The organism is Tolypothrix sp. PCC 7601 (assembly GCF_025677855.1).
GTDB lineage: Bacteria > Cyanobacteriota > Cyanobacteriia > Cyanobacteriales > Nostocaceae > Aulosira > Aulosira diplosiphon.
In genome coordinates, this window is record NZ_CP064879.1 from 5,816,800 (window position 1) to 5,838,932 (window position 22,133).

Sequence of the window (22,133 nt, forward strand, 5' to 3'; positions counted from 1 at the left end):
AAGGCAATATTTTCACTTCAGATTATTTATTATGCTCCAAGTATGAAGTTCTTGCTAGTCAAAACCATGAAATTCGGTGTAATTTCAGACACATACTTTAGAAAAATGTAGTTAATGTATTTTATATAACTTATCTCCGTAATATTACTGCCATTTTTTTAGCCCTCCATTCTTATACTGCAATTCCCAAGCTGGTTTTTTAAAAAAGATAAGATCAGCAAGCTGTATCAAAACGCTTATACTTGCCTAAATATTATTTCGCTCCAGTTTTTTAATTAATTTAATACTGAAAGATGTTTATCAAGTTATTCAAAAAAATACTTGTCAGCCAGTAATTCAAGATAATTAGCTACTACGGAAAGCCACAGACAAGTTGGTCATCGAAAAATCGATATCAGCAACTGACGATTCAATTTTGATTAAGAAATTTAACAATCAAGCTACTTAGTTTTGCAGATTGAAGTACTTTGACTCCATAAATGCAAGATTTGTTATCGTTTGCTGTTTCAGTAATTGACAAATTACTGAGAATAGCAGATAACAAATAAAGCTCGCTCGAGCAGATTTTTAAGTTCCTTATTTATTTGTTTGGAAATATTATTCCTTAATTGTAGCATTTTATTTACTTTTACTTATATTAAGTCAGGAAATTTAATGATTGCACTAAATTATTATTTGATTTTTTTATACAAAAAGTAAAATTAGGTTTCACGAGATTTGTGTCATTAAGACTAGTAAAATGCGGCGTAAATAAAGTTACCCTTTCAAAACTATGTATCTATAGGGAAAACAACGCTAACTATATTCGGCTTGTAAGCTTAAGTAGGTTTTAAAACATAATTTCATCTCTATGGCAATCATCAATTAGTCAAAAGTATGGCAAAAATTGTTGATTAAAAGCCTAAAAATTGGTTTTGCTAAAAATAATCTATATGTCACACTGCTCAATGTCATTATATTCCCGAAGTATTTTAATAATAGTCGGGAATATGTATAGATTCAGCTTGCCAAAATTAAATAGCACTAGAGTTGCCATTTAATTTACAGTATTTGAAGACTTTGGTTGATTTCGCATTTTTTCAAAACTAAATGCTGCTGCTCCAAATGTCACTAATAGGACTCCCAAAATTTGTGCTACTTCTAAATTTTCTTGAATAAGCAAACCCGCAAAAATTACAGTGAGGAATGGTACACTGGAGCCGATAATTGCAGAACGGATGGCACCAAGTTGGCGGATACCAACGTTATTAACCACATAACCAAAGAGAGTCAGTACACCCAAAATAAATGCACTTAAAATAATTTCTAACAACTTATTAGGATTCAATACTAAACCTAAGTCTTCAGGCAATGGCACCATTAAACCGATGAAGCTTAACAGCAACATGGTAGCGAAGTTAATTAAGGTAAAAGATACTGGATGTACTTTATTAGCACATATTCTTGTGAGGATGACGTAAACAGCAAAAGCTATACCTGACATAATTGCAGTGGTACTTCCTAGGGGAACATTACCTAGAGTTGAACTAGTAGCACCGCCTAACACTAGTAATTCTCCGCAGAACAGCGCACCCATCGCCCCATAACGGAATACATTAGGGCGATCGCGGAATAGTAACCAAGCCAAAAGACTGCTAATTAGTGGGTAGATAAAGAAAAGTGCGATCGCCATCCCTGTGGTAACTTGGCCGATAGCAATATAGATCAGCACTTGCGATAAAAACAAAAAGCATCCGCTAGCAATTGATAACTGCAAAACCTTCCTGGTTTTGGAATTATCAGGATTAGAGTTTCCTTTGAATGAAGCAAACAAATTTTGCAAGTCTTGCCAGACTGGTGGATGCATCATCGGCGCTAAGAGTAACATTAATGGTACAACTACCAGCAAGCGCAACATTAAAATTAACAGTGTGTTGCCTAAAGTTGGCACAAGCAAACGCTCTACTTCAACTACCCCCAAAATTGCTCCATCTTGGAAAATCACTTTAATCGCAACGTTATAAAGTGATGACACCACTGCTGACAATACAATCAGCAAGAAACCTATTTGGATAGTTGATAGCTTAGAGGAGTTAGGTAAATTCAGCGATGGTGGTTTGATTTCCTGCTTGGGCGATCGCACCACAGGTTCTGGCTGATTTTCGCTCTCCGATAAGTTATTAGAAAGCACAGAAATTGGTTCATCTGAGTTGCTGGTGAATGGCGCAGATGTTTCCTCTGGTTGAGTTTCTCTTTCCGATAAGCTATTAAAGAAAACGGAAATTTCCTCCTCATCAGCGTTATTTGTTGACGGTGGAGGGGTGGCTTCCGGTGATGGAACAGTGGGTTCTGCTGTCGTTTCATTTTCAAAGAAGTAACTAGAACGAAAAGACATTGGTTCCGTGTCATTTTCGCTTTCTTGTAAAAATGCGTCTGCTTGCTGCGCCTCTAAGTCTGGTTGTGATGTAGTTTGATTTTGTGAACTCTCTACAGGGATGGTATTAAGTGGTTCGACAGCTTGGCTATTGATTCCTGCTGGCTGTGAATAACTATTCCCAGAACTTTTTTGTTCTTCAGCCGGTTGCAAAACTGTGGGGGGTGATACTTTCGCTACTGGTTCTTCAGCCGGTTGCAAGATGGTGGGTAATGATACTGTAGGTGCTGGCTCTTGGGCAGGTTGCAAAACAGTAGGTGGCGATACTTGTACTGTTGTGAGGGGAGTTTTGGCAATGGTTTTTTCCAGACCTTGCAATCGGTTAATTAACTCCGCTATAATGTATTCCCCTTGCTGTTGTTGATTTTGCATCCGAGACAACTGCTGAGAAATATTGCTTTGATAATTCTTTAACTCTTGTTGCAGTGAGTTAAAAGTAATGGTAAGAGTATCATCCAAAGAGCCAAGCATTTGCTCTACTTTTTCACCATTATCCGTCTGGCTTGCCCCTAATGCGGCTCTTTGGGAAGAATTACTTTCTATGGCTTCGTTAGCTAAAGTTGTCAGAGAGGATTGCAGTTGAGAAGAGATATGCTTCGCCAAAGCTTCTGCTAGCTGACGGATTAACACCTGTTGCTCGGTGATTTGGCGCACTTGTTGTAACTGTTCTTTTTCTTCCTGCAGCCGTTGAATGTCATCTCCTAAACGGTTTTTCTCCGCCTGAAGTCGCTTTACTTCTTCCTGTAACGATCGCAGCACGTGCTGTTGAAGATTTTCCAAGTCTTCAACCACAGCCCACAGAGCATTTTCGGCTGCTCTGGATAAATCACCTCTGGCTCTGTCTGGTTGCTTCTCAAATCGCCCCATGAGCTTTTAACCTCTAACACCTTGACAATAAAGCTGCTTCCCGCATAACTGCTTGGCACTCATACTAATTTTTTGTACCTTCTTAGATAAACCAAAAATTTTAACAGGACTTACGCATATCAACGTAATTTTGTCATGCTGAACACAGAGTTGGCAAAGAGAATAATTTAACTCATAGCTGAATAAACTGTGTTTCTTGCAGCATTAGTGGTATAAATATCCTCTGTTTTTGTACATTGGGAAGTAAATAAAATTGCCATCCCATGAGCCACAACCATCAGTGTCACAAGTCACTATTCAGTTAGGCGACTCAACACGCAGGCTTTTGTTGACTTCCGCACAGAAGTATTAATTCAATCATCTATGCTTTTGAGCAGGATTGTTTCGGGAGAAAAATTTTTACCCCAAATCAATACATATTCTTTTTGTGCGATTAGTAATTGTCAAAAAATTGTGAAGGACTACTGAGCTAGTATCAGGCGAGCTAAACTGTTAGAGTTATGTCTAAATTATGGTGTAATGTAACTTACGAGACAGTTTATATTTCTGAATGAGATTAAATTATTTGTCGGCGTAAATTAAAATTATTGCTGATCTCTGAAATATATTTTAGTGAATTAATCACCATTCTGCAAAATGCTCTAGCAGGAGCGTTTATCTATATTTATTAAAAATTAAATGATATCATCTCATCGATTGTAAGGCGATTTATTTCTGAATGCCTGCAATCAGGAAAATTACAAATATTTATCCCAATTTGTGCAGTTTTTTGATTAAATACCTCATACCTGATGACTAAAAATTTAGGTATAAATTTAGGAAAAGAGGCTAAAACTAGGGAATTATACTAAAAATAAATGTTGCAGAAAATTTACAAATTAAAAATTAGAGATATCTGATTTAACTGTAACTGCCGAGTAGGAAAATCTAAGGTAATTTTTACAGAAAAATCATCCGGACAAGACTAAATATAGCTGCGCTGAGAATTGCACTAGCAGGAACTGTAATCAGCCATGCAGCCGCAATACCTTTGAGGGTTTGGAATTGAATCGATTTGATATTTTGCACTAGTCCAATGCCAACGACACCACCAACAAGAGCGTGAGAGGTGGATACAGGTAACCCCAGGCGAGAGGCAAGTAATATAGTTGTGGCGGTTGCGAGTTCAGCACAAAAGCCACTACTGGGTTGCAAAGAAATAATATTTTCGCCAATGGTGGCAATGACTTTTTTACCCCAGATGGCTAAACCCCCCACAATGCCGATACCACCAAGGATTAAAATCCATAAGGGGGTGGTAATGCCATTTATCGGTACGCTGCCAGTCTGATTAATATAAACGATCGCAGCTAAAGGAGCGATCGCATTCCCCACATCATTAGAACCATGAGCAAACGCGACAAAGCAAGCGCTGAGTAATTGGAAGCGAGCAAATAAGCGTTCGGTGGGATTGGGGATTGGGGATTGGGGATTGAGGATTGGGGATTGGGGATTAGGGATTGGGGATTGGGGATTGGGGACTGGGGACTGGGGACTGGGGACTGGGGATTTATGTCCTAATTGGTTCCAGCTATAGAAGGTGAGTCCAACTGCGGCTACTGCACCAGTGAAGATGGGAATATCGTAAGCGGGAAGATTTAAGCCAATTTGGTTAATTAAAAAATTGCTTAAAGGTTGAGTCAGCGATGGGAGAACAATTACGCCAAATGTGCCTATGAGTAGCGCACTCAACCAAGGAAGCCACTCATTTAACTGCACCAGTTGATTTGGTTGGTCTAAAATCCAGCGCTTGATTTGACTGTAGAATAAAGCCGCGATCGCACCACTAATTATCGGCGTTAAAATCCAGCCAACGGTAATTGAGCCAATGGATGACCAATCAATTGCACCAACTCCCAAAGCTACCCAACTAAAACCTGCGATCGCACCGACTACTGCATGAGATGAGGATACAGGTAAACCCCGCGATGTGGCAATTTGCAACCATACCCCAGAGGCTAGCAAAACTGTTACCATTCCCATAACCAAAATTTGGGGTGTAGCCGCAAATAAGGCGGGGTTTGCAACTTTTGTTGCTAGCGTTTCTGTTACCTCATGCCCAAACAATACCGCACCTGCAAACTCTAATACCCCAGCAATAATTAACGCCTGTTTCAAGGTGACAGCTTTGGAACCAACAGACGTTCCCATTGCGTTAGCAACATCATTAGCGCCGAGATTAAAAGCGACGTAGAAAGCGAGTAAGGCGACGAGTGCGAGGGTGATGGGCATTTTTTGGGGATTGGGGAAAAGGGGAAAGGGAAAAGGGTGAAGGGAAAAGGGGAAAGGGGAATAACAAACAGCAAATGACAAATGACGAATGACAAACGCCAATTACCAATTACCCATTACCAATTACCCATTACCGAATGACACCTTGATTTACGGATAAATTAAGATTTTGTACGTTTCTGGTGTGGGGGCGATCGCTTGATCGACGGCGGCTGATAAATTTTGTAGGGGATAGCGATCGCTAATTAATGCTTGTACATTAATGCGTCGGTTAAATACTATATCTGCTGAGAGATTTTGTAGGCGATAGGATGAACTATAACTGCCCATTAGGTCAATTTCTCGGCGATATAGCAGATTGGGGTTGATGGGAATTTGTACTTCGTCGGGGAATTCTGCAAAAAAGAGAATTTTGCCGCCTTTACGAGTGCAATCTAAAGCTTGAAAGAATGCTTTATCGCTGGGGACTGCTAGTAAGGTGACATCAACACCCATCCCACCAGTGATTGCATGGATTTTCGCTGGTAAATCGGGATCGCGTGCATCAAAAGCAGCTTCCGCACCGAGATTTAAAGCTTTTTCAATTCTAGAAGGTAGTAAATCGGTAGCGATCGCTCTCGCGCCGAAATACTTGACTAACATGACAAACATTAAGCCAATTGGCCCCGCACCAGTAATCAACACAGTTTGTCCCGGTGCAATTTGCGCTTTTTTGACGGCTTTTAAGCAGCAGTTAGTCGGTTCTACAAAACTCGCTTCTTCAAAACTAATATCATCGGGGATGGGAATTAAGCCGCCATTTTGTACGATATGTCCTGGTACTTTGACATATTCCGCAAAACCACCGCCACTGGCGTTAAATCCGGCTGTGGTGGAGATGTTTTTATAAACATCACACATGGAATAATTTTCATTGAGGCAGTAGGCGCAACGCATACAGGGAATATGGTGCATTACCGCCACCCTTTGTCCCACTTGCCAACCTTTAACCTCAGAACCTACAGATGCGATCGTTCCCGCCGTCTCATGTCCAAAAATCCGTGGCGGTTCGTACAGGGGATAACGAATTTTTTTAATATCTGATTGACACAACCCTACCACCCGAACCTGAACCAGCACTTCATCCGGTTCCAGAGTCGGTACTGGGATTTCTTCGTAGGAAAGTTGATTTACGCCTCTAAATACCTGTGCTTTCACGTTGGTTTTTCACCTCTCAACGTTATTAGATGTAGCATTTAGTGGTTAAAGTTAAGCTATCAGGTTTGAGATTTCTGCTTTTCATACAGTACCTCTGTCAATATCCGAAGTTGTAAAAACTTGTGGAACATAGTTAGAGATGTGATGCTACTACTGCAATCGTAAAGCGTAATGGTAGAATTCTACATCTTTGACATATCCTTGTGATTCATAGAGTTTCTGGGCAGTTGTATTAGAAATATGAGTGGCTAAAACTATCCGAACTGCACCACTCTGTTTTGCATAATCTTGTGCAGCATTAATCAATAATGTTGCTACTTGCTGACGGCGATGTGATTCTTTAACATACAAATCGTTTAATATCCAAACTCGCTTCATCGAAACTGAAGAAAAGCTGGGATAAAGTTGAGTAAAACCTATGATTTCTTCATTAACCTGAGCTAAAAATACTACTGAATCATGATGCTGAAAACGCTCTTTCAGAAATTCTTTTGCAGCTTCAATGTCTGATGCCTGCCCATAAAAAACACGATATTGATCAAACAAGATTGATAGGCTTTCGAGATGATCTGTATTAGCTAAAAGAACTTTCATTTGCTATCTTCATCCATTCAATTTTAACAATTTTAATATTCATACTTGTAGAAGCCCAACTCTTGACTTGTTGCAATTAATTCATCTAATGCCAAATCAAATAATGTTGGCGACACATCAATATATTCTAGAGGGCATGGCACTGCCATGCCCCTACAATCTGTCGCATTCTTGTTTCAAATTTTTATACCAATTTACTAAGCTTTTCATCTCGCTGCTGTTTATACTTCTTTAAATCATCGAAATTTACTCGAAGATGGAAACCAACTTGTATATATGGAATTTTCCCTTGTTCAAACAACTTGATTAAATAGGGGCGTGATACGTTGAGAAAATTAGTGGCTTGTTGTGTTGTGAGTTCTCGTTGTTCAGGAACTACAGCTGCCGTCTGGCATAATGCCATTTTATGCACAACTTTACATACTACATAAACGAAATATCCGAAACAAGATTATCTTGTCCTTATATACCCTATTCAGAGACAATATCTCGAACAATGAATGCGGTTAAGTAATGATGAATCAGACATATCAAGCTGATGTTTTAGTTGTAGGTGGCGGAGTAGGCGGTACATCTGCAGCAATTCAGGCGGCGCGACGTGGGGCAAAAACTATCCTGGTGAGTGAGTTTGCTTGGTTGGGGGGAATGTTAACCTCTGCTGGCGTATCTGTCCCTGATGGAAATGAATTAGAAGCTTTTCAGACGGGGTTGTGGGGTGAGTTTTTACGAGAATTACAGCACCGTCAGCCAGAAGGTTTGGATCACAGCTGGGTAAGCTTTTTTAGTTTCGATCCCCGAGTTGGGGCGCAGATTTTTGCAGATTGGGTGCAGGAATTAGCAAATCTGCATTGGATTGCGGGGGAAGTTCCCTTAGAGGTATTGCGTGAGGGAAGTTGTGTAACTGGGGTTCGGTTTAGCGATTTTATTGTTAAAGCCAAAATTACTCTCGATGGCACAGAATTAGGCGATTTATTGGCTTTGGCGGAAATACCTTTTCGTTGGGGTTGGGAATGGCGATCGCAATGGGGAGAACCTAGCGCCCCAGAATCTCCTAATTCTCTCACGGAAAAATACCCTGTACAAGCGCCAACAGGAGTGGTGCTAATGCAAGATTTTGGTACAGATATCGCCCCAGAAATTCCCCCAGCGCCTAATTATGATCCATCCAAATTTGCAGGTGCTTGGGATGGTTATGGTGCAGAACAATTTTTAAATTATGGGCGCTTACCAGGAGGTCTATTGATGCTCAATTGGCCTATCTGCGGTAATGACTATGGCGAAGGTTTAGGACGGCTTCTAGGGTCAAAAGCTAGTAGAGATGAGTATATCCAAGAATCTCGGTGGCATAGCCAAAATTTTGCCCATTATATCCAAAATCAGCTTGGTAGGCGCTATGGTTTAGCAACACAGGTATTTCCCCATTCACCCACAGCTTTTGCTTTGCATCCCTATTACCGCGAAAGTCGGCGCTTGGTGGGAATGACAACGATTACCGAACAGCATATCTTACCTGTGTCTGGGGGTCAGGTAGCATCATTAAATATAGATGCAATCGCGATCGCAAATTATCCTAACGACCACCATTACCCAGGCTTTAACTTTCCCCTGCAACCGAAATCTATTCGCTGGGGAGGACGCTGGACAGGGACACCCTTCACAATTCCCTACAACAGTCTGATTCCTGCAACTACAGACGGCTTTTTAGCCTGCGAAAAGAATATTTCTGTTTCCCATATTGCTAATGGTGCAACTCGACTGCAACCTGTGGTGATGGGTATTGGTCAAGCTGCGGGAATGGCTGCGGCGATGTGCATTGAGTTGAACTGTCAACCGCGCAATTTACCAGTGAGGGCGCTACAAATGGCTTTATTACAAGACAAGCGATCGCCTACGGCAATTATCCCGTTGTTCAATTCAACACTGGCTCATCCTCAGTGGATACGGTCGCAAATAAATTATCTCCACAATCCTGCCAGCTATCCGCTTGATGGTAACTGTCCAGGCTTAATATCATCTACGTGTAATTACGAGACTGAAAATCCAGTACTCTCACGGTTGAGTAATTGCGTTACAGGTGTATTTCATCGCTTGCATCAGCAAGATTACAGATTCCGCATTATGACACCAACAACGCATCAAAAGCAGATTTGGCAGCTTGTAACCTTGCGATCGCACATTGATCACCAACTAAAAGCTTGTCTAGATGGGCAATTGGTAACAGTTTACGGTCGCTTAAACTCGGCTGGTAATTGGATACTAGTGGAACATTTTGTGATTTAATAAATTTGATTTTTATTCAGTAAAAAAAAACACGTTTTAGGGATTTGTCCGGATGCAGTAATAAAAACTAAGTAAGGTGGGAAAGAGAGTTCTAAAATAAACATCTGCTATGCGTGCTGTAGTTTCACTTTTAGCCTCCAGTTTGGTAGCTGTTTCCTTCGCTATCAACTGTCAAGCTACGATCAATCAATTCTCACGTTTGTTACCATCCTCATCTGGCTCAGAACAGTTGCTCTCAGCCAGACCCAAGCCCAAGCCTAACCAGCCAGAAAAACCTGTACCGCATCGCGGTAGTGGGCGTAGAGAACTGATAGAATCCTACAAAAATGTTCATCCTGCCGTTTGAAAATCCAGCAATTTTTTTTGTCTTCGGGGAGTTAAATTACAGACAAATAAGGTGTCGTGCTTCACATACTTTACACAAATTTCTTAGTAAAGATAGCACAGTGCATACATATATCAACTCAGCATTTGCCCAGTATTTGCTCCGTATGGTGTGTATACATAATCTGATTCAACCCTGAGGTTCAGAATGTACGCTAACCAGGCTCCTGTATTAATCGCATCACCAACTCCTCAAAAGCTACGCTTACTGCTTCTAACTCCTGTAATCGCCAGAATTTGATAAAGGTTATCGGTTGAGATCAAGGGTTGCTAATTCTGTTCCAGTCATTTACCAGGCCCATCCATACTCATATACCGAAACCTAGATGAAAATGGCTTAAAAGCTTATATTCATTGGTTTTTGAATTATAAATTTTGTAGAAATCTATAAGCTGACTTTTCATAGAGTATTTTCAATCTGTGTAGAGGCGTTTTTGCCATGCGCCAAGATAAAAGGAAAGACTTGGTTTAAGTTCACCCTTGTCTGCCAATTTCTAGTGGGCAAACAAGGCTGTTTAACTTGTGCTATGGAGTCCTTCACAAGAGAGTCATAGGGGCTAGGCTAGGGCTAGAGGCTAGAGACGAGTATTTTTTACTCAGAACTCAGGACTCAGCAACGCCACTTGCTACAACGGGGGGAACCCCCGCAACGCAGTGGCTCCTCAGCACTCAATGAATCAAAATGCAATTTGCTCCCTTGTTTCCAATTATCTATCGCCTTCTGCAACCGACATTTCCTAAATGTCTGTGGAATGGCGATCGCAAACGCAAAACGATCGCACTCACGTTTGATGACGGGCCTCATCCCCAATATACACCTGAAGTATTGGCAGTTTTAGACCGTTATCAGATTCCAGCGAGTTTTTTTTGGTTAGGTGCTTGTGTCAATTGTTCACCACAGATAGCTAAAGCAGTATGCGATCGCGGACACTGGATTGGATTGCATGGGTATGATCATCGTTCTTTCCCCATGCTATCCCCAACGGCGTTGAGAGAAAGTTTGGCTAAAACCCAAGCTGCTATTTACAGTGCGTGCAATCTCCCACCCGAACAAGTCAGGGATGTCCGGCCTCCTAACGGTTTTTTTACACCGCAAACTTTAAATTTATTTTTTGAGTGGAATTATCGTCCAGTTATGTGGAGTGTTGTCCCAGAAGATTGGGTAAGACCTGGCGTTAATACCGTAGTGCAACGAGTTCTAGAGCAAGTACAAAACGGCTCGCTGATTGTCTTGCATGATGGTTATGATGGCGGTCAAGATGTTGCTGCAACAATCCAAATTTTGATTCCCCAATTATTACAACAAGGCTATAAATTTGTGACTGTGGATACTTTGTGGCAGCAAGTCAATCTCTAACGGGAATTCAAAATTCAAAATGATGCTCGTTCGCGTAGCGTCTCCCCTTGGGAGAGGACTCGCTCTAAGGGAAGCTATGCCGTTGGCGCAGCCTCTCGCAGAGAAGGCTTTACGCTGCGCTAACAAAATTCAAAATTAATTAACCTACCGATAAGGTTGTAGGGTAGACACTGTGAGATATTCTGTGCAAACCCTGATGATAAATACAGGACTTACGCAAGCAAAATTTGTCATTGCGACCGGAACGAAGTGTAGGGAAGCAATCCCAGAATCTCAGGCGATTACGTCGCTGCGCTCGTAATGACGTAATTACGTGACTTTTGCGTAAGTCCTAAAATAGTGTCCACCCTACGATTAACTTGCCTACGCTTTTTTCAAGCTTTGATGACAAAGTGAAAGAGTGAGCGTAGGGTAAATAGCTGTATGTGGCACGAGAATTTTACCAACACAGCTAGAAGTAATCATTAGTCATTTGTGTTTGCAAAGGGCAAAGGACTAATGACTAATGACTAATGACTAATGACAGTCTCAAACAGATAATGTGCAACTTAAATGCACACCAGCTGATGTCAGTTAGCTGAAGATAGATTTCAGCTACTTGTGGCGTGTTGCGTTGGCGCAACTTCGGCATTAGGACTGAGGTTAGGGGCAGGGTTCTCAGTTCCTAAGAGATTGTGTATTTGACTTAACGAACTTGGTGGAGTGCCTGGTGTTTCTGGTGACTCGCTCATATACTCAATTAGGTCTTCTACTCGGCAATTAAGCGCCTTACAAAACCTAACAATTCTTTCAATATGATCCGTTCCAGTCCTGCCACTTTCCCAGTTCTGGATAGTGCTTTCCGTCACGCCAACAAGACGCGACAACTCAAGCTGGGTTAGCCCTGCCTTTTCACGAAGCAAAGCGATCCTTGGTTTTGCTTTTTGTTTCACAGCTATAGCACTTTTCTCCAAATATTTATTGTCGTAGATCCTAGCATTAAAGAAAAGCAACTCTAAAAAAACACCAGAAAAAATTTGGTTCTACATTTTTAGTGAGATATCTATTAACTTCGCTATTGATACATTTGTTAACAAGTTATACCAATTAGAAAAAAGAATGTGACAGATTGTAGGAGCACGGCAATGCCGTGCCTTCTAGAATATATTGTTGTGTAACCAACATTATTTGAATTGGTATTACAAGGATAAGTTTTGTAATAAATAACACTTTTTAGAGCCATTTATCACAAATTTATCTGATTTACAGTCAGGTGTGTTACGGCGCTACAAGGGATAATTGCGAAATCTAAATTCCATGATATAACCCCATGTATCACCTAATATTTGTACTGCTATTCAGATACATGTATGGTTGATGTGCAGTTCCTAAAAGGAGATTATAACGTATTTTCATCTATTTTTTTAACATAGCCGCACTACACTTAACTAATTCATTCTATGGCTATGATTACAGTCCATTACCAATTAAAATAAAGGGTGCCCAATAAAAGGGATGGCTGAATTCATTTGCGGAACCTGCACTGATAATACGACTACTTTTATTTCGTACTCTAGCTATTTCTGCGGTTTTATTCACTCCAGCATAATTACCTGTAATTAAAGCAATTTGGGCTTTTTGCAAAGCTTCAGCTTTTGTCAGATTACCCGATCGCAAAACTTGATAGAAAACATTCATTAACGCTTGTGTACCACCATCAGACACAGACCATAATGAAGCAATGGCAGCTTTTGCGCCCGTCAGTTGAATTTGATATCCTAATCCTAGAATTTCTTGACCGTTACCTAATTTATCGCCCAAGCCTGTTTGACAAGCGCTCAAAACGACTAAATCAACATTCGGTAAAGACCAATTTTCGATATCCCGTAGAGTTACATATTGTCCATTACCAAAGAGAATAAATGAATCTTCGGGATGACCTTTAACTAATAGCCCATGAGTTGCCAAATGCACAATTTTGTAATCGTTCATTTGGGGAACTGTGGTGGCTGGACTAAACAGATTATCTAGTAATATTTTAGTACCGGGAATGGTCTTAGCTAAGTTTTCTACTTCTACTTTGGCAAACTGCAAGCCGCTAAAAACTTCGTCACGACTGGCAATTTTGACTGTGTAATCGCCTTTGGTAAAAGCCGCAGCTAAAACGTTGATATTCTTCTCTACTTTATTGTCAAATTTCGTTAGACTAGCTGATGTGATATGATTAACCACAAAACGTTGTACTAGCCAATCTTTACCATCATATAATGCTGCTAAAGGGATATATCTCAGTTGTCCATCAGGAGCATAAATAATTGATTTAGCATCGGCTTGCTTTAAGTCGTTTTCTATCGGCTTAATTAACCAGTTATACAATTTCAGTGCTGGTTCTTTAATACTTCTACGGGGAACTACTATTGTTTTTCTGTACTCTTGAATTGTTTGATTTAACTCTGCTTGTGTAACTTTAACTGTGCGGTGTATGGGTGGTGAATCTGCGGTGACAATAACTAACTCTAATCTGTCTTCTAAAACCAAGGGATACAGTAATACAGCTTTATGACGTAACTGACGCAAATTATCCCGAATGGAATTGAGTTGTCGTAAATTGAGATTTTCTTGGTTAGAAGTTACAGATAATTGCTGCACCAGCGCTACCACAGCCGGACTTTTGATAAACTTATTAAACTCCGCATTACTATCCTGTTCAAATTTCACAAGTTCAGCCATCCGTTTTTCTTGTGCAGATGTGCGTTCTTTAGGATGAATTTTCCGCAGACTTGTGAGTTCTTTACCTAAAAGAATGACTTTATCTTGAATAGCGCTATATTTTTGCGAGATTTCTTGTTCTTGGGGTTTGAAAGGTAAGTTTTGCGCTGTCTGCAAATCGTTATTAGCTATTCCGCGTTGAGGATTGGCTATTTTAGGGGGATTATTGGCATTTTTTGGGGTGTTTACTGGGCTATTGCCAATAAAATCTTTAACTTCCTGGATTTTTAATAAATCCAAAACTTGTTGTGCTTCCGATGGACGATTTTGCTTGAGTAGTAAATCGGCTAAACGGCGATATCTGTCAGCAACAGTTTCGGTGTAAGATTTTTGGATATCTGTAGGAACGACACGCAGACTTTGGCGAATAGTTTCGGTAAGATTGACTGATTGTTTGTAGAATGCGATCGCTAATTGTGGTTGATTTTGGTTTGCGAGTACATCACCGAGATATTTGAGAGTGGCGGTTTCACTGGCTTTATCGCTAACTTCTCGGTGGATGGCTAACGCTTGCTGATAAAGTCCTAAAGCCTTATCGTATTGATTCTGTTTTTGGTAAATCTGTCCGAGATTGCTGAATGTCACCCCTTCACCAGTGCGATCGCCTACTGCTCTATAATTAGTCAAAGCCTGTTGATTAGATTCGATTGCTGGGGCATATTTGCCTGTATTGGCGTAAATATTAGCAATATTATTTTGCGTGACAGCAATACCTGCGGGATAATTGTTTTGTTTGTAAATATCTAAAGCTTGTTGATATAGTTTCAGTGCTTGGTCATATTTACTTTGGCTAAAGTAAATTTGCCCAATGTTATTGAGGTTAAGTGCTTCGCCTTGAAATTGAAAAGAATCCTTACCAAATGCATCACCTACAACTGCCCGACTGGTAATTTGTTGCAAAGCTTGGGGATTTTGTCCCAAAGCATCGTAGAGTAACTGGATATCTTGCTTATTGGTTCCCTGATATTCACCAGTGCGGAATTTCTTGTAAATATTCGCAGATTTCTCTGCTAACTCTAAGGATTTTTGATATTGCCCTAAACTAAAGTAAGCGCTGGAAAAATTATTTAAAATTGCGGCTTCGCTACCGTAATAGCAAGTTAATTTTTCTTTATAGCAGAAGTCTTGAACAGTGGTTAAAGCTTGTTGGTAGGAATCTAGCGCTTGAGTGTAGCTGCCTAAATTAATGTAAACGACTCCTATATTATTCAGAGTATCTGCGCTACCAATTCGGTCATTATCAGCTTTTTGGATTGCTAAGGTTTGTTGATAAAGCTCCAACGCCTTTTGATATTGACCCATCCTAAAATATAATGCCCCCGTATTAGCCAGCATTCCTTTTTGACTGGTAGAGTAGCTGGAATCCTTGGGGTTAGCTGTGCGGAGTTCTTTGAGAATAGTTAAAGTTTCTTGATAAGCATCTAATGCTTTTGGATATTGACCCAGATTGATGTATGCTTCACCTATATAGGACAGAGGTATCCATTCATTTTGGCGATCGCGTGTTTGTTTGCGAATTGCTAAAGACTGTTGCAAAAAGTCCAAGGCTTTAGAATATTCCCCTTTCCGCAAATAAACATAGCCAATATTGGTAAGACTGTTAGCTTCTCCAGCTTTGGCATTGTATTTTTTGAAAATAGCCAAGGCTTGCTGAAACATTTCTAACCCGGCTTGCAAGTCACTTAAACCGACTAAATCTTTATATACAATACCTTCACCGTTATTATTCAGGGTAATCGCCTCTGTAATCTTTTCTTCTGCAGTTGGTGTTGGTGCTTGGGCGAGAACCTGTGTGGAAGTCTTAAGGGGTAAGGTAGGGTAAGCTAATGCCAGCAAAATGCTGACAGTAATTAGACGTAGTCGCATAAGTAATATTTTTATATTTACTACTTAAGATAACTCTAGTACTTCCGTGGAAAATCAAAAAGTTAGAAAACTTTGATTAGGAAATTGGGGATTGGGGATTGGTTAAGGGATAAAAAACCTTTCCCCCTCTTCAATACTTTTCGGTTAAGGGGAAAAAGGGGAATGGGAAAAGGGAAAGAAAAAACCTTGAACCCTTAACCTTTCACCTTTCCCCCTTCCCCCTTAACCTTTACCCTCTTGTAATTACGAATTACGAATTACGAATTACAATTATTTTTCCACCGCACCCAAGGCTTTGAGTGTGGCTTTCTGCGCTTGGGTTAAACCTGTTACTCCAGCGATATTCATACCTTCATAAGGTCTTTCTACTCTGAGATTTTCCCAGCATTCGCCTGTGTTGATATTCCAGAGTTTAATTGTGCCATCGCCGCTACCGCTAGCTAAGGTTTGTCCATCAGGATGAAATGCTACTGACCAAACTCTGTTGATATGTCCTGATAAAGTCCGGATGCATTTACCGTCACTGACTGACCATAACTTGATTGTTTGGTCATCGCCGCTACTGGCTAAGGTTTGCCCATCGGGACTAAATGCGACTGACCAAATCCAATTTGTATGTCCTGGGAGAACTTGCAAACATTTGCCATCATTGAGTGACCACAGTCTGACTGTTTGGTCGTTACCACCACTAGCTAAAATTTGCCCATCGGGACTAAATGCTACTGGCCCAACTGGCCCTGTATGCCCTTGCAAGATTTTAACTATTGTACCATCGTTGATTGACCATAATCTGACTGTGAGGTCATAACCAGCACTAGCTAAAATTTGTCCATCTGGGCTAAAGGCTACTGACCAAACCTGATTAGTATTTTCGTGTAAAACTTGCAGACATTTACCTGTACTAAGAGACCATAGCCTGATTGTGCTGTCATAATTACCACTGGCTAAGATTTCACCATCGGGACTAAAGGCGATTGACCCGACTCGATGGGTATATTCCGCTAAGATTTTGAGAAACTCGCAATTTTTCACTGACCATAATCTGATTGTGCGGTCATGGCTGCAACTAGCTAAAATCTCTCCATTCGGGCTAAAAGCCACTGACCTGACTTGCTGAGTATGTCCAGTGAGAGTGGTGCGACATTGGTGATTACTCAGTGACCATAGCCTGACTTTTTGGTCGAAACTACCACTAGCTAAGGTTTGACCGTCAGGACTAAAGGCTACTGACTCTACACCATTGAGGTATCCTTGAAAAACTTTCAGGCAATGACCATCGCTCACAGACCACAGCCTTACAGTTTGGTCATAACCACCACTAGCGAGAATTTTACCATCAGGACTAAATGCCACTGACCAAACGCGATCGCCATGTCCTTGAAAAATTTGGTAGCGTTGTCCATCACTCACTGACCACAGTCTCACAGTTTGGTCGTAACTACCACTGGCGACAGTTTGGCTATCGGGACTAAAGGCGACTGATAAAACTCTGTCACTATGTCCCTCTAGCACTTGTAAGCATTGACCATCACTCAGCGACCAAAGCCTAACTGTCTCATCGTGACTACCGCTAGCAAGCAGTTTACCATCAGGGCTAAATGCGACTGACCGTAAACCATCAGTATGTCCGTGGAAGACTTGCAAACAGCTACCGTCGTTAACTGACCACAGTCTCACGGTTTGGTCAAAACTACCACTGGCGACAGTTTGGCTATCAGGACTAAAGGCGACTGACCAAATGTGATGAGTATGTCCTGCGAGAACTTGCAAGCATTGACCATTATTAACTGACCAGATTCTCAAAGTCTTGTCAATACTGCCAGTCACTAACAATTGACCATCGGGACTGACTGCTAATGACTCTATGCGATCGCTATGTCCTTGTAAAGTTTTGATGCATTTACCATCGCTGATTGACCAGAGTTTAACGGTTTTATCCACACTAGCACTAGCTAAAGTCTGACCGTCGGGACTAAATGCGACTGACCGCACAAATCCTGTATGACCTTTACAAATTAAAATTTGTTGACCATCATCTATTTGCCATAGCCGAATTTCACCATTAGCATCACCTGTAGCGATAATTTTACCATTAGGACTGAAGGCAACGGAGAAAATAGTTGTCAAAATATCGGTAAAAACTGACCTTTCTATGGCAGCATTGTTTAATTTGAGTTTCTGCAAGTTAGCACCTTTGAGATATGCTTGCCACAGTGCTAAATGCGAAAAATCATAATTGCCTAAATCTGTTTCTAAGTAACAAAATAAATTTAAAATATTCCCACCAATATACCCTGGATGTTGGGGAGATTTTGATTGTAATGTAGCGATAATTTGATTTAGCTGCGCTTCCAGTTTTTTCTGACTTCCCAGCCTATCGAGTAGTCTTTCTGCTAGAGGTTTAACAATTAATCGAATTTGCGCTTCGCGGATATAATCTTTCGCCGTCGCCTTCATTAAAGCATAGCGATTAGCAAAAGTAACTTCGCCGCTAATGAGATTTTCTGACACTTCTGCAATCAGGCGATCGCTTAAATATTCCATCACCACAGGTTGCAGGGTAAAGAGGGCGTTACTTTTCTCAATTAACGAACGTCTAGCTAATGACTGCAAAGCTTCCATCAAATTTGATTGTGATGGTAAAGCAACTATATCTTCTCGTAATTCGCTAATCCCTACAGGCTCACGATTTATCGCCAGCCAATACATCACCTCTGTTTCTAAATCTGATAGGCGATGAAATTGCTGATTTAACAGTTCGCGGATACCACCAAACACTACGGTATTTTGTGATAAAAATTCGGCAATTCTGCCATCAAATAGTTCTTTAATGGTTGTGGCAATAATTTTTAAAGCTAGAGGATGCCCTTTATAAAATTCGATGAGTTTAATTTGTTCTGCATCTGTACCTGAAAGTCCTTGAGTCTGGAAAATTTCTTCGCCATCTACGGCTTTTAATCCAGTTAATTGCAAAGCGCGGACTGGTAGATTTTCTCCAGATGACGCGGCGATTTCTGGAGGGTTTTCTCTACTCGTTAAAATTAAGCAACTTTGATGAGATATACCACCAATGCGTCTGATTAATTCTCCATAAGCCTCATAACCTGCGCGATATGCTAAAGCACCAGTCTGCAAAATTGATTCGGCATTATCTAGGATTAATAAACAGCGTGAGGAGCGGAGATAATCAATTAATAAAGAAATACCATCATTACTATCTTTTGGGATATCAAGTTGCTGCTGATGCGAAAGAAATTTGATTAACTCCGCCAAAATTTCTTGTATCGGTGGCGCATTTTGCAGACTACGCCAAATCACATAATCAAATTCATCCTGAATCTGCTGTACCAGCTTAATAGCCAGAGAAGTTTTGCCAATTCCCCCGATTCCCAACAGCGCTACCACACGACAGCGTTCTTGCACAACCCACTGTGTTAACTTACTAAGTTCTTCAGCGCGCCCATAAAATGCTAGTACATCCACCGCCTCACCCCAATCAACGCGATGTGCAGTTTGAGGCTTTAGCTGGGGGATAGGGCGTGGATTCTCTACTGATGCAATTGCTGGCTGCCTTTCGCGCCGTTTATCTATATAATCTAAAACTTGCACGGTGCTAGCAATAAAGCCAATTAAGCCCACAATAAAGCCGATTGTCGCGGAGATAGGATCCATCTTTTTAAGTAGTTGTGCAAAAGGTGGAGAGAGGGAAGGGGGAATGGGGACTGGGGACTAGGGACTGGGGACTGGGGAATGGGGAACGGAAAAGAAGTTTTGGTAATTAATTATGTTGAGGTATTCATTTCCCTACTGAGGAAATTTCTGATTTAAATTTAACATTCGCCCAGGAAAGCGGGGGAAAGGAGAAGGGGATAAAAACCTTTTCCCTTTTTACCCTTACCCTTTCCCCTTTCACCTTTCCCCTATAAAGCTTGACATATTTCGGATAAATCGCACCTACTTACGAACTGTGAGGGGAAATTGTAGAGAAACGCGATCGCAATTAGGAATAAATGCACAAGAGTATTTATCATATACTTACGAGGGCTGATAGATACTGAACAATGACCTACTGCCTGAATCCCAACTGCGATCAACCTGTAAACCCACAAGATAGCAATTTTTGCCAAGGTTGTGGGATAAAATTGACACCACTATTGCGGAATCGCTATTGCATTATTCAACCATTGGGAGGCGGTGGATTTGGCAGGACTTTTTTAGCAGCAGATGAAGATAAGCTAAAAGAACATTGCGTGGTGAAGCAGCTATCACCGCAAGTAAAAGGCACTAATGCGCTACGTAAAGCTACAGAACTGTTTAAAGAAGAAGCAAGACGTTTGCAGCAGCTAGGAGAACATCCTCAAATTCCTACTTTGTATGCTTACTTTGGTGAAGATAGCTACCTCTACTTAGTACAGCAGTTTATCCAAGGACAAAGTTTACGACAGGAACTAAAACAACAAGGTACTTTTAGCGAAGCCAAAATTTGGCAACTTTTAGGTGAATTATTACCTGTACTCGATTTTGTCCATGAAAATCAGGTAATTCACCGCGATATTAAGCCAGATAATATTATGCGTCGTTCCCCCCAGTCTCAAAGCACCGGGGGGAATTTAGTGTTGATTGATTTTGGTGTATCCAAGCAAGTAACTGCTACCTCGATGGAATTGACAGGTACTAGCATTGGTTCTTATGGCTATGCGCCAATGGAACAGATGAAGTATGGTTTAGCATCGCCAGCTAGCGATTTATTTAGTTTGGGAGTAACTTGCTTTTCGCTGTTGACGGGAATTCAGCCATCGCATCTGTATATGGAAGCTGGCTATAACTGGGTAAAGAGTTGGCGAGAACATCTGAAACATCCCATATCTGCACAATTAGAACAGATATTAGACAAGCTATTACAAAAAGAAGTTGAGCATCGCTACCAATCAGCAAATGCAGTTTTGCAAGATTTACCACAGCAAACGCAACAAAAAACTTTACTACAGGATAGTACGGGTAAAATCAAGGTTTCAGGCTTGAACCTCAAAGCTGCAACTCATCTGCAAAAGCTGCTAGGTAAAACCCAGTTACCATATCAACTGCTGATGGGTGGCGCAATTGTGCTGCTAGGATGGGCAGGATATGGATATTGGCAAAGTTTACCGCTAACTGGACATGGTGGAGAAGTTAATACCCTGGCTTTTGTGCCAATTTCCCCATCTTCTAGATCTCAACGTCAACAACCAAATGTGGCGCTGTTACCCTTACAGCAAATAGCCACAGCAAAAGAAGGCATATTAGCTAGCGGTAGCGACGATCAAACAGTTAAAATTTGGAACTTGCAGCAAAAACAAGTAATTCGTACCCTGAAAGCGGATTCTGGTTGGGTGTATGCTGTGGCAATTACCCCAGATAGTCAAACTGCGATCGCAGGTTATAAAAACCACACCATCAAAATTTGGAATCTCAATACTGGTAAGGAAATTCGCACTCTCAAGGGACATCGCGATTTAGTTAATTCTGTGGCGATTACCCCAGATGGGCAAACTGTAGTCAGTGGTAGTTACGATAAAACTATTAAAATCTGGGATTTGGCGACAGGAAAGGAAATTCGCACCCTCAAAGAACATACAAGAGAAGTTTTAGCTGTAGCTATCAGTCCCGACGGTGAGAAAATTGCTAGTGCTAGCGCTGATAGAACTATCAAAATTTGGCAGCTAAAAACAGGGAAAGAAATACACACACTCAAAGGACATTCCCTCGATGTCAACGCTTTAGCCATCAGTCCCAATGGACAGTTATTAGCCAGCGCCAGCGATGATAAAACCATTAAACTCTGGAATCTAAATACAGGCAAGCTAATTCGTACCTTTGACGGACACACAGCCGATGTGAATGCGATCGCCTTTAGTCCCAACGGCGAGTATATTGCTAGTGCTAGCGATGACAAAACTGTAAAAGTCTGGCAAAAAACCACAGGAGAAGTCATCAAGACTTTTCAAGGACATACAGCCGAAGTGTACGCTGTGGCTTTTAGTCCCAATGGTAAAACTTTAGTCAGTGGTAGCAAGGATAAGACGATTAAAATTTGGCATTTGCCCTGATGATAGCAAGCGCAAATTGTAGAGACGCGATTAATTAGAGACGCGATTAATCGCGTCTCTACAAGGGTGT

Annotated in this window: 12 protein-coding genes; 4 read left to right on the forward strand and 8 right to left on the reverse strand. The window is 41.0% G+C overall.

Annotation, left to right across the window (positions count from 1 at the left end; all coding sequences use genetic code 11):
- Positions 1-1,036 precede the first annotated feature (1,036 nt).
- The 5 genes from HG267_RS23965 to HG267_RS23985 form a co-directional block, all read right to left on the reverse strand.
- On the reverse strand, positions 1,037-3,280 hold the full coding sequence (locus HG267_RS23965) for a DMT family transporter (protein WP_045868310.1): 2,244 nt from the start codon (positions 3,278-3,280) through the stop codon (positions 1,037-1,039).
- A gap of 939 nt (positions 3,281-4,219) precedes the next feature.
- The gene (locus HG267_RS23970; RefSeq protein WP_045868311.1) at positions 4,220-5,551 is read right to left on the reverse strand and encodes an inorganic phosphate transporter; all 1,332 of its coding nucleotides are present in this window, start codon (positions 5,549-5,551) and stop codon (positions 4,220-4,222) included.
- Between the two features lie 150 nt (positions 5,552-5,701).
- Positions 5,702-6,748 (reverse strand): zinc-dependent dehydrogenase, encoded by a 1,047-nt coding sequence (locus tag HG267_RS23975; protein WP_045868312.1) that lies wholly within the window; start codon positions 6,746-6,748, stop codon positions 5,702-5,704.
- 150 nt (positions 6,749-6,898) lie between these two features.
- Positions 6,899-7,342: a GNAT family N-acetyltransferase gene (locus HG267_RS23980; protein ID WP_045868313.1), complete on the reverse strand. Its 444-nt coding sequence runs from the start codon at positions 7,340-7,342 to the stop codon at positions 6,899-6,901.
- A 184-nt stretch (positions 7,343-7,526) separates the two neighbouring features.
- Entirely contained in the window at positions 7,527-7,745 is a 219-nt protein-coding gene (locus HG267_RS23985; protein ID WP_063749809.1) for an excisionase family DNA-binding protein, read from the reverse strand.
- 110 nt (positions 7,746-7,855) lie between these two features.
- On the opposite strand from HG267_RS23985, the gene HG267_RS23990 reads away from it, so the two are divergent.
- From HG267_RS23990 to HG267_RS24000, 3 genes are all read left to right on the forward strand, one after another.
- Entirely contained in the window at positions 7,856-9,622 is a 1,767-nt protein-coding gene (locus HG267_RS23990) for an FAD-dependent oxidoreductase (RefSeq protein WP_045868314.1), read from the forward strand.
- A 109-nt stretch (positions 9,623-9,731) separates the two neighbouring features.
- Positions 9,732-9,968, forward strand: a complete 237-nt coding sequence (patX, locus tag HG267_RS23995) for a heterocyst-inhibiting protein PatX (RefSeq protein ID WP_045868315.1) — start codon at positions 9,732-9,734, stop codon at positions 9,966-9,968.
- Positions 9,969-10,688: 720 nt separating this feature from the next.
- A complete protein-coding gene (locus HG267_RS24000) occupies positions 10,689-11,363 on the forward strand; it encodes a polysaccharide deacetylase family protein (protein WP_045868316.1) in 675 nt (224 codons plus the stop codon).
- A gap of 590 nt (positions 11,364-11,953) precedes the next feature.
- Here HG267_RS24000 and HG267_RS24005 read toward each other — a convergent pair.
- From HG267_RS24005 to HG267_RS24015, 3 genes are all read right to left on the reverse strand, one after another.
- Entirely contained in the window at positions 11,954-12,295 is a 342-nt protein-coding gene (locus tag HG267_RS24005) for a helix-turn-helix transcriptional regulator (protein ID WP_045868899.1), read from the reverse strand.
- A 517-nt stretch (positions 12,296-12,812) separates the two neighbouring features.
- Entirely contained in the window at positions 12,813-15,977 is a 3,165-nt protein-coding gene (locus HG267_RS24010) for a CHAT domain-containing protein (protein WP_045868317.1), read from the reverse strand.
- 270 nt (positions 15,978-16,247) lie between these two features.
- Positions 16,248-19,649, reverse strand: coding sequence for an NB-ARC domain-containing protein (locus HG267_RS24015; RefSeq protein ID WP_045868318.1), 3,402 nt, complete (start codon positions 19,647-19,649; stop codon positions 16,248-16,250).
- Positions 19,650-20,038: 389 nt separating this feature from the next.
- On the opposite strand from HG267_RS24015, the gene HG267_RS24020 reads away from it, so the two are divergent.
- Positions 20,039-22,063 carry a WD40 repeat domain-containing serine/threonine-protein kinase gene (locus HG267_RS24020; RefSeq protein ID WP_045868319.1) on the forward strand — a complete coding sequence of 675 codons (2,025 nt, stop codon included), beginning with the start codon at positions 20,039-20,041 and terminating at the stop codon, positions 22,061-22,063.
- Positions 22,064-22,133 lie beyond the last annotated feature (70 nt).

Coding starts and splice junctions, on each gene's coding strand:
- HG267_RS23965 (WP_045868310.1), bottom strand. CDS start 3,280: ATGGGGCGATTTGAGAAGCAACCAGACAGAGCCAGAGGTGATTTATCC.
- HG267_RS23970 (WP_045868311.1), bottom strand. CDS start 5,551: ATGCCCATCACCCTCGCACTCGTCGCCTTACTCGCTTTCTACGTCGCT.
- HG267_RS23980 (WP_045868313.1), bottom strand. CDS start 7,342: ATGAAAGTTCTTTTAGCTAATACAGATCATCTCGAAAGCCTATCAATC.
- HG267_RS23985 (WP_063749809.1), bottom strand. CDS start 7,745: ATGGCATTATGCCAGACGGCAGCTGTAGTTCCTGAACAACGAGAACTC.
- HG267_RS23990 (WP_045868314.1), top strand. CDS start 7,856: ATGATGAATCAGACATATCAAGCTGATGTTTTAGTTGTAGGTGGCGGA.
- patX (WP_045868315.1), top strand. CDS start 9,732: ATGCGTGCTGTAGTTTCACTTTTAGCCTCCAGTTTGGTAGCTGTTTCC.
- HG267_RS24000 (WP_045868316.1), top strand. CDS start 10,689: ATGCAATTTGCTCCCTTGTTTCCAATTATCTATCGCCTTCTGCAACCG.
- HG267_RS24010 (WP_045868317.1), bottom strand. CDS start 15,977: ATGCGACTACGTCTAATTACTGTCAGCATTTTGCTGGCATTAGCTTAC.
- HG267_RS24015 (WP_045868318.1), bottom strand. CDS start 19,649: ATGGATCCTATCTCCGCGACAATCGGCTTTATTGTGGGCTTAATTGGC.
- HG267_RS24020 (WP_045868319.1), top strand. CDS start 20,039: ATGACCTACTGCCTGAATCCCAACTGCGATCAACCTGTAAACCCACAA.